The sequence below is a fragment of the Ferviditalea candida genome, assembly GCF_035282765.1.
Classification (GTDB): domain Bacteria; phylum Bacillota; class Bacilli; order Paenibacillales; family KCTC-25726; genus Ferviditalea; species Ferviditalea candida.
Genome location: NZ_JAYJLD010000088.1, coordinates 1 through 1769, shown reverse-complemented (window position 1 = coordinate 1769; position 1769 = coordinate 1). Strand labels below are relative to the sequence as shown.

1 protein-coding gene is annotated in these 1769 nt (G+C 55.3%); it reads right to left on the bottom strand.

Going from position 1 to position 1769, the window contains the following annotated elements; translation table 11 throughout:
- Positions 1 to 1688 (bottom strand): hypothetical protein (locus VF724_RS21120; protein ID WP_371756210.1); only part of this gene is annotated, 1688 nt, incomplete at its 3' end.
- Positions 1689 to 1769 lie beyond the last annotated feature (81 nt).

The window sequence follows — 1769 nt, the reverse complement described above, 5'->3', positions numbered from 1 at the left end:
CTCGGGGTGTCGATCGCTTCATAGATGCGGATCGTCACCGGGAATTCCAGTTGATCGGTCTGCAGGTTGCCAAAATTGATCGTCTGGTCGCCGCTGATCAGCCGGTCGGTTCCCGTAAACGACAGGTCCTTCGAGCCGAGTGTCCGGCCCAGGTTGTCGACCAGTTCGATTTTCATTTTGGAAAAGCTGTTGTTGACCACAACGTCATCCTTGCGCGTAATGTCCAGAATGAGCTTCAATTTGTAGGAATACATGCCGCCTCCGTTCGAATTGAATACCGACGACAGGTTCCAATCGCTCAGCTTCACGCTGAACGGGTAAAATTCCATTACGGAACCGTCCGCTTCGCTCTGCAGGCCGACCTTGTAGGCGGCGATCGCGGCGCTGTAGGGAGCGGCGGTTTGGTCGTCGAGGATTTTCATCTCGAAGGTGTCGTTCGTTTCCGACTTCGGCACGGCAAAGGAATAGCTGACCACATAGCTCAGGTTCGGCATCAAATTCCGCTCGCTTAAGGTTTGCCGGACGCCTGAATAGGTGTAGCCTTGCTTGCTGATCAGCTGCGCCTGGAACTCCGGCACCGGGATCGGCAGCGAGCCGGTATTGCGCAGCTTGAATTTGGCCACTGCGGTCTGATAGCCTTCGTCCGGATTTTCATGCATGTGCAGCTCGACCAGCGAAACTCCGACTTGCTTGTTGACGACCTTGTTCAACGGATCGAACGCGATCGGCGTATCATATGCATAGGCCTTCATCTGGTCCAAGGACACCGTTTGCTCCGGCAGGCCGATGCGGATTCTGCCGACCGTATAACGGATCGCCGCGGGCAGGCCGTCCGGCCCGGTGTAGGTATACATCTCCGGGGTCACCACCTGCAAAGCCTGAATGACCTCGTCGCGATCGGCCGGGATGGCAAAATGGATCTCTTTGGTTTCCCCGGGCTCAAGCGCGATGCTGCCCTTTTCAATGCGGCTGCCCGCGTAATCCTTCAGCTCGGATACAGCATCAAGGCTGAAATCCGGCACGAATTCCTTGAATTTGCCTGGATTTTCGACTTTCATCGTCACCACGCACACGATGTCCTGAGCGGCATTTTCCTGATGAAAGTCAACCGGCGTATAGGTCAGCGGGCTGTTGAACACCGGAATGGTGAAGCTGTCGCTCCAATTTTTGACTGCGGCTGAATTGGTGATTTGGCTGCCCGGTCCGTTCCATACCTGCTTGGAGATGTTGACGGACAAGACCGTCGTTTCCTTTTTCGGATAAACCTCCTCGTTGACATCGACCCATGCCAGCTTGGATAAGGCAAACGCATCGGTCCGGTTGACCGTCAGCATGTAGCTCAGCTCGACCTTGGATTTGGCTTGGATCGAACGGGCGTTGGAGGTGCTGGGCTGCAGCGTGTAAGTCACTCCGTCCGCGGTCGTGATGCGGATATCGTAGTCGGGGACCCGGACTACGGACGTGCTGTTATTGTACAGACGAACGACCGCGCCGATGCGGGTTCCGTCAAAGATTCTTTCGTACAGGACGCTCTTGACCTCGGCCGCAATGCCTTTCGACAATGTCTGGGCGTTCGGCTTAGCCGCCGCGGGCTGTTGGGTATCGGCCCAAATCATTGCCGGAGAAGCTGCCAGAAGCAGGGCCAGGATGGAAACGATAACTGCGGATTTCTTCCAGATGGTGTGCACGTTGTGTTCCTCCATTCAATTATTAATTGCTGATTTGAACCTTCTCCCGATCCTTCAATCGGTTTTGTCCGGAAACCACGA